This window comes from Desulfobacterales bacterium (genome assembly GCA_028704555.1).
In the GTDB taxonomy this organism is placed as follows: domain Bacteria; phylum Desulfobacterota; class Desulfobacteria; order Desulfobacterales; family JAQWFD01; genus JAQWFD01.
In genome coordinates this window covers 1-7,239 of the sequence record JAQWFD010000070.1, presented here as the reverse complement: position 1 = coordinate 7,239, position 7,239 = coordinate 1, and the positions used below count along the sequence as shown (strand labels likewise).

The 7,239-nt window shown below is 46.2% G+C and carries 9 protein-coding genes; all 9 read right to left on the bottom strand.

Translation table 11 applies throughout. The features are described from left to right. Positions 1 to 135 precede the first annotated feature (135 nt). The 9 genes from PHQ97_15635 to PHQ97_15595 all read right to left on the bottom strand — a co-directional run bounded on the left by PHQ97_15635 (position 136) and on the right by PHQ97_15595 (position 7,093). Positions 136 to 1,119, bottom strand: a complete 984-nt coding sequence (locus tag PHQ97_15635) for an alpha-ketoacid dehydrogenase subunit beta (protein ID MDD4394163.1) — start codon at positions 1,117 to 1,119, stop codon at positions 136 to 138. A 13-nt stretch (positions 1,120 to 1,132) separates the two neighbouring features. Next, positions 1,133 to 2,119, bottom strand: a complete 987-nt coding sequence (locus tag PHQ97_15630) for a thiamine pyrophosphate-dependent dehydrogenase E1 component subunit alpha (protein MDD4394162.1) — start codon at positions 2,117 to 2,119, stop codon at positions 1,133 to 1,135. A 140-nt stretch (positions 2,120 to 2,259) separates the two neighbouring features. Continuing rightward, positions 2,260 to 2,634, bottom strand: coding sequence for an STAS/SEC14 domain-containing protein (locus tag PHQ97_15625; GenBank protein MDD4394161.1), 375 nt, complete (start codon positions 2,632 to 2,634; stop codon positions 2,260 to 2,262). A gap of 217 nt (positions 2,635 to 2,851) precedes the next feature. Next, on the bottom strand, positions 2,852 to 3,553 hold the full coding sequence (locus PHQ97_15620; GenBank protein MDD4394160.1) for a hypothetical protein: 702 nt from the start codon (positions 3,551 to 3,553) through the stop codon (positions 2,852 to 2,854). Positions 3,554 to 4,292: 739 nt separating this feature from the next. Continuing rightward, complete coding sequence (locus PHQ97_15615) at positions 4,293 to 5,312, bottom strand: hypothetical protein (protein MDD4394159.1); 1,020 nt, start codon at positions 5,310 to 5,312, stop codon at positions 4,293 to 4,295. Positions 5,313 to 5,577: 265 nt separating this feature from the next. Further along, positions 5,578 to 6,144 (bottom strand): hypothetical protein, encoded by a 567-nt coding sequence (locus tag PHQ97_15610; protein ID MDD4394158.1) that lies wholly within the window; start codon positions 6,142 to 6,144, stop codon positions 5,578 to 5,580. An 11-nt stretch (positions 6,145 to 6,155) separates the two neighbouring features. Next, on the bottom strand, positions 6,156 to 6,323 hold the full coding sequence (locus tag PHQ97_15605; GenBank protein ID MDD4394157.1) for a response regulator: 168 nt from the start codon (positions 6,321 to 6,323) through the stop codon (positions 6,156 to 6,158). Positions 6,324 to 6,453: 130 nt separating this feature from the next. Next, on the bottom strand, positions 6,454 to 6,777 hold the full coding sequence (locus PHQ97_15600; GenBank protein ID MDD4394156.1) for a hypothetical protein: 324 nt from the start codon (positions 6,775 to 6,777) through the stop codon (positions 6,454 to 6,456). Beyond that, positions 6,758 to 7,093: a hypothetical protein gene (locus PHQ97_15595; GenBank protein MDD4394155.1), complete on the bottom strand. Its 336-nt coding sequence runs from the start codon at positions 7,091 to 7,093 to the stop codon at positions 6,758 to 6,760. Before PHQ97_15595 ends, PHQ97_15600 begins: the two co-directional genes overlap by 20 nt. Positions 7,094 to 7,239: the final 146 nt, after the last annotated feature.

The following is a 7,239-nucleotide window of genomic DNA, read 5'->3' as shown; positions in this document are numbered from 1 at the left end:
AACCGATCTGAGCATGGAACAAAAACAGCAGTCATGGGAACTGATTGAACAGTTCCTGGATTAAAAACCGGAGAGATGTGTTACCCTCTTTTCATGATTTTGTTCGAATTTTTATTGTCCTATTACATTTACCCATCACTTTCCCATTGCCTCCCGAACCGCCGAGACCACATCTTCAGGGCCGGGTTTAAAAATTTTTTCATGGGTGGGTGCGACCGGCACCGGGATTTGGGGTGCACCGACTCGTTTGATCGGGCCTTTCAGCGCGTCGAAGGCCTCTTCGGCGACCATGGCGGCCAGTTCCGCACCGAATCCGCAAAAAAGGTTGGCTTCGTGCACCACTACCAGTCGACCGGTCTTACGAACCGAGTCGAGGATGCAGGCCTTGTCCAGGGGTACCAGGGACCGCAGATCAATCACCTCGCAGGAGATGCCGATTTCACTCAAGGGGGCAAGCGCTGCCATTACCGCGTACAGGGCCGCGCCATACGCTACGATGGTGCAGTCGGTCCCCGGTGAAGCCATGCGGGCTTTGCCCAGGGGGGTACGAATGTCGCCGGGCGGCACTTCACCGGGCATCCAACCGAGCATCATGTCCTCTATCACGATGACCGGGTCCGGGTCGAATATGGCGCTGAGCAGTAACCCCTTGGCATCTGCCGGTGTGGCCGGCCAGACAATTTTCAGGCCCGGACTGTGCGCGATCCATGATTCAAGGTTGTGCGAGTGCTGACTGCCGGCACCAAAGCCTACTCCGGCCCTGACCCGTACCGTCAGGGGGAAGCTGGATTTGCCGCCACTCATATAACGCAGCTTTCCGGCATGGTTCACCAGCATGTCGCTTGCCAGGGTAATGAATGGAAAAAACATAATTTCCACTACCGGCCGCAGGCCCATGCAGGAAGCGCCTACGGCAAGCCCGGCAATGGCCGCTTCGCTGACCGGCGTATCCTTTACCCGCCCCGGGCCAAATTTTTCCAGAAGGCCGAAAGTGGCCGCATTGGGATCCTGGTGGATGGAAACCCCTACGCCTTCGCCGGCGAGAAATACAGTCTCATCATTTTTCATGGCTATTGTGAGAGCTTCGTTTAAGGCTTGTCCGAATGTTTTTTGACACATGGCACGACTCCTTTCAGGCGCTGGGCGGTTGGACGAATACATCGGTCAGGGCGGTCTCGACGCCGGAATAGGGACTTTCGTCACCAAACGCCACGGCGGCTGCCACACGCGTTTCGGCATCCTGGTCAATGGCCCGGATCCGGGCCTCGGTGAGTACGTTATCATCGAGCAGCTTTTGGCGGTAACGACGGATCGGACACCGGGCTGACCAGATCTCAAGCTCCGCCGGGTCAACATAATGCTGGTGATCCTGTTCACCATGGCCCCGCATGCGGTAGGTCAGTGCTTCCATAAAAGCAGGTCCCTTGCCCGAACGGCAATGCGCAACCAGTTCGACGCCGAGATTGTAAACGGCCTCCACGTCATTGCCATCCACGCTCCGACCGGGCATATTGTATCCTTCGGCACGCTGGAAAATATGCGGTGTCGCGCAGTGCTCTTCAGGCCGCTGTGCGCCGGCCCAGCAGTTGTTTTCGCAGACGAACAAAAGCGGCAGCTTCCAGACGCCGGCCAGATTCATGGCTTCGTGCACGCTTCCCTCGGCCGCTGCACCATCGCCGAAAAAGACCACGGTTATGTCTGTGGATCGCTTGTATTGCTGGGCAAAAGCCGCTCCAACGGCCAGCGGGGGGCCTGCACCGACCACCGTTGATGTCATCAGTATGTTAAGATCCGGTACGGATAGATGCAGTGTGCCGGCCTTGCCGCCGTTGACGCCTGTGGCTTTGGCCATGATTTCTGCCATCAGGGAATTGAGGTCTGCGCCCCTGGCCAGCAGATGACCGTGACTGCGGTGGTTGCTGATGATGACGTCCGCCGGTTCAAGCGCCGAAACAATGCCCGTGGCAACCGCCTCCTGGCCATTGGCCAGAATCTGCATACCCGGCAGCCGGCGGGGTTCCTGGCTAAGGGTTACGATGTTTTCCTCGAACTTGCGGGTCAGGACCATACTTGTATAAAGACGGGTCCGAAGGTCCGGGGTGAGTTGGTTTTCTGTCATAAAACCTCCTTATGGGTACCCTTCATAAAAGGCGCATGTCAAAAAAAGCGCCTTGTCACGTATGAATCGGAAAATCACAGGGGCGCAGGAAGGCACAAAAAGCCCCCGACTAACCGATTCGCTGAATTATATATTTTGTTCTACTCTGATAACCATACTTCCGCCACTTCTTTCTGGTATCGATTGAAAGCTTTAATTTCAAGACCCGGAACTATCATGCCTTCAAATTCACTGATTTTTTTAATCCAATTTTTGTCGCTCAAAACGGCGGCACGATCAAATTTTTTTATTAACCCAAACATCATTGGCAATCGTGAAAACTCGATGGCTATGGCGCTCAATGATGGTAGATGAAAATCAATAACATCATATAGCATCTTTCCGTTTTCAATTCCTCTGGACTTGTCAACAAGTTCATCTAAAGCAATTTGCATTTCCTCTGAATTTAGCTTTCCACTCAACTCAATGTCTAAACGATGCGTTCCTTTTTTCGTTATCTTAAACATGATGTCCATCGCTTTGCCTGTCAAGTATGTTTTGGCATGATTTTGGTTTTTTATCGATCCATAAAAGCTGTAAACGGAAGTTTTATCAATCGTTCAAAGCCATATTTCGCCATCCATTTGGCAATCTGTTTCTCGCTGCGTACTGTGTCCGGAAATGAAATGTCTGTTTGCGCTTGCCATTTCTGTAAAAACCCTTTGAAAGTCAGAAATACCGTTTACGACTGCTTTACGGCAAAAGGGCTTCGGATATATGGAAGATTAGGTACCAAATTCGACGATCCTTTTTATATAGTTCTGGTAGGGAATATATTGAACCATCACGGCACATCAACGTTCCATCCTCTGCCAAGCAGAGAAGTGACTCACCGTTTTTCTTGATAAACCAGAAATTATAAGCGGTGTTGCCAAATTTTTCAGGCATTGATCTCTGTATTTTTGCCGAAGATGGAAAAAGTTCAAAGTCGTTTAGTTCACCGGAAGAATAACCTGATGTATCATGGAATCCGTTAACACATCTCCATTCGTGGCGGCCAAAAGCGCTGTGGGTCAAAAACTCGGCAATATATCGGTAGACTAAAATTTCGGGTGTACTGATCGGCCTGACAGGTGGCCAGACTAAACCGATATGTTCAAGAACCATGGTTACAATCCTTTTTGGATCGCCATACTCCACTGTTTTTTCCCAGAATTCATTGTCCGAAAAAAGTTGTTTTTCACCAGTTCGGCAGTTTTTAAAATAGTGCAGGCTTCCATTTCTGTTAAAAGACATAACCTCATCATTCTTTTTGTCGTACAGTGACAGACAATCGTACAGACCGCCGCCAGGGTGTGTTTCTACAAGATCAAACATGTTGGGATAACAGCGGAATATCTCACTGACCATACGCCAAGATGCAATCTCTATCAGTTGCTTATTAATATTCATCATGGTTTCCTACGTTAAAGGATTGGGATGTTGAACGCTAAGTCTTGGGAGAAGAGCCTGTCCCTATTTTTGCTACTCCTACCTACCCACACTATCCCTGACAAGCTCTATACTATCTTTTGTAAAGACACCTTCATTGATTCCTTGCTCTATATCTTTTTCTGTAAGCGAAAAATATTGTTTATTTTCGCTCATAAATCTATCAGTTCCTTTTCTGAAGCTAACGGTTGAGGTGAGCAGTGGCCTAAATAAATTCCAAACCTGTAGGGACGTTACGTAAAACCGCTATCTACACGCCGTGTGCTCCACTGATTGGTAGTGAAGTACATTCGTGGTGTATGGTCTCAGAAGGCCTTTTTTCATTGGATACACTGAATAGCCGACTGATTGTAGATATTTATCAAGAAAGGTACCGCCCGGTCTACGAAGTTTTCCATCTGTACCTACCCAGTGAATTCCAGACATTCGGACACCGTGCTCTGATGGGGCTTGGGCCATCAGGGCAATATTTGCATTACAGGTTTGGGGTATCGATTTTCAAGGAAGCAGGCTTTCGACCACATCTTCGCATTGTCTACAAAAAAATATCCTCTGGTATAAATCGGTAAATTCAGAAATTTCGATCATGAGTCAGTTCTCATATGGCTGATAGTTGTATTGAGCTGCCCAACGTTCAGGATAACCGGGCCGGGAGTTGCCGTGAACGAGCGAAGCGATTCGGTCCCGCATTTCCGAATCCGGTTCATCCGCGTGTTATGGCGCACTTCGTGTTTTCTAACTCGTGAATAAGTTTTTGCACACTTGGCTTCGACGATCCATAACTTACGATCGCCACATCCAGAGCTTTGTCATTGTACAGTTCGACAGCACGTTTTATTGCGTGAATTATCCAATCCGTGTCATTCCCAAACGCTCCGCCGCCAAGGAGTGTAAGAAAAACGGTGTTGTTTCCTGTTCTTCTGGAGTTCAAGATCGCGGCACACAATGTTGCCTCATAGGCCGCTTCCAGAACGAGTTTGGCAAAGTCTGCCCAAAGTGGTGAGGAATGCGCGGAGTAGGCAACCGGTAGCGTTGAACAATATGCTTGCGAGACTTTATGCAGCGAATCGTTGAGGGTCACTTGGGTGTCCCATTGAATGCCGATGCGTAGCAGTTTTCGCAATTCGTCTCGTTCAGAGTCACTTGAAGCTCGTAGGCGATGTGATATCTCAACCAAGCCGCTTTCCGTTGCCAGAGCGTAACCGTTTCTCATTTCCCAGAGGTGACTATCGGAGTTTCCCATCGCAGTTCCGATATCGGCCAGACAATCGATTTGATTGTTTACGGATTGCCCGGTCTGGCCGTTTACAGTTGCGAAGTAGTTGCGATAGATCGTTCCGGCACCAGCGGCGATTGCGCAAGCTGGACCTTGCGTACGATCCTGCTCATAAATCCCGACGCCACGTTCCGGCGTTACGTCAGGGGAGACCATTTCAAGCAGGTTGAATTGGGAAGCCACCTGAAACAGTGAACCGGAATTTTCTTTGTCTGAATGTAAATGCTGGACGTTGGCAACGACTTCTCGGATTGTCGTATTGCCAGCACTGTATGTCTCCGATCGGACGCGTCCGCGCAATTCAGCCAAAGACGGTGTTTCCAGATCTCCGCAGATCATTCGCCTACCATTTACCTGCGAGGTCAGTTCAAAACCGTCAACGGTGATGTTGGCGCGAACCTGTTCGGGTGATTGCTCAGCAAAGCCGGTCAGCGTTTCAAACCACATGGTTCCCTCCATCAGTGACATAACGCTGTGCGTGACTTGCCGGGAGAACAACTAAAACTGCACATGAACAGCGTTTAATGATGAATATGCTAAAAATAAAGAAGTGCGTGGTTTCCCGGTTAACGTCCACGCAATGGTTCGGCATTCCCTGATTATGAAGTTGCTTTGTTAATGCTTAGTCCTGATATGTTATAGTGTAAATTTGATTTTTTTCGCCTTTTCACCCATATGAAGATTGGCAAAAATTAAAAATATGAAAATAAGGTTATTTTTTCGATGAAACCATGACTTTCTTGAGTTTTTTTCTTTCATTCTCGTTTTCTTCTTCAAAATCTTCGTCAACCATGAAAGTTTTAACAACCATCGAAGTTTTAGCAAAAAGGCAGCATCCACCTTTTGCTTCTGGATTATGATCAAGGAATTTAACTGACTGATTCTGGTTCTCTGTAAATTCATGCTCAATATACTCTGGTACAAGTTCATTTACAACAAAAGTGGCCTCTGTTGATGTTCCGAATATACTCATCAAAGACAAGCCTTGTTCTTTGAGCTTTTTAATTTGCTGTGCGTGTTGTGAATTCATAGGTATTTCCTTTTCTATTTTAAAAAATTTGTCACCTTTGTTAATGCGGATTGCTCTCAGGCTGCACCATTCGTTTATCTTCTCATAAAGATAATTGGGGCCACAAGATTTTTCTATCCAATCATCGATTCCCTTATCTTGTAAATATTCTTTACCTACTGGCACATCCGCACTAAAAATGAGAATGGGAAAATAATCAGTCAACCACCGAATTTTACTGGCAGCCTTTATGCCATTTAACACTGGCATACTCCGATCCATTAGGCACAAATCATAGCGGTTTTTTCTGCATAGCGGACTGCTTCAAGACCATTGGATGCAATATCAGTATGAAAACCCCATCCTTTGATTAGTGATCCAATTAAGCCTTGAATAGCAGGATGATCTTCAGCAAAGAGGATTCGCAAAGAATTCTGTTTTTTTAACATAAAGAATACCCCATTAAAATATTAGCTATGAGTTATAGTACAATTATCAGAGACTTTATCTTCGTTATTAATATTGTGTTGTTTTTCCTTAAATATGTTTTATCCTGAACGCACGGTTCAGGCGCGGCGTTTAGCCGTCGCCTGCAACCGGTTGTTGTGATATTTCTTCGACATACTTCTTGTAATCATCAATATACAGCCTTTCTGATTCATCAATGAATTCCTGCCTTCGTTTTTCTAAGGCTTTTAAGTTGCTATATATACTTTTGTAAACAACTTGATGGGCCTGATTTCTTATTTTTTCTTCATCATATGTCTCTAAATCCCCAGAGTTTTCCAAAACACGTTCTGTGATTCTGAGAAGGTCTTCTTTTGTAATTTTATCAATTGCATCATAGGTCCCGTCTTTGGTTAAAAACTGCCCAATAGGCTCTTTAATTTTTAACAGCTTCATATACCCCTCTCCTGATATTGTATGCATTAATTCCAGCTTCAAGTGAATTCAACAATATGTCATGGTTACTCATAGTTGTTCCGTCAACGCATTTCAGATACTTGTCAGTTGGATATCCAGAATATAACCGATAAACGTTTTCTCCATTTTCGGTTGATTTCTGTGCATACAGAATGTAGTCAGGGTTGATTGAAGCTCCAACGCTATTGTTATGCGTAACTACAACTACAGGCATTTGATTAGAAATACTTTTAATTATTGTATTGACATCACTATTGAGAAATTTATTGTCAAAAGATGACTCTGGCTCATCCAATAGCAGTATATCGTAGTTTTATCAGGTGTCAATTACTTTGTCCGGTTCGCGTCAATTATCTTGGCCGGTTTTTTTGCTTAAAAATGATTTTCGAACGAGTGGATTTCGATTGCTTTATGCCGTTAATAACTATGCCCCATTCGGTC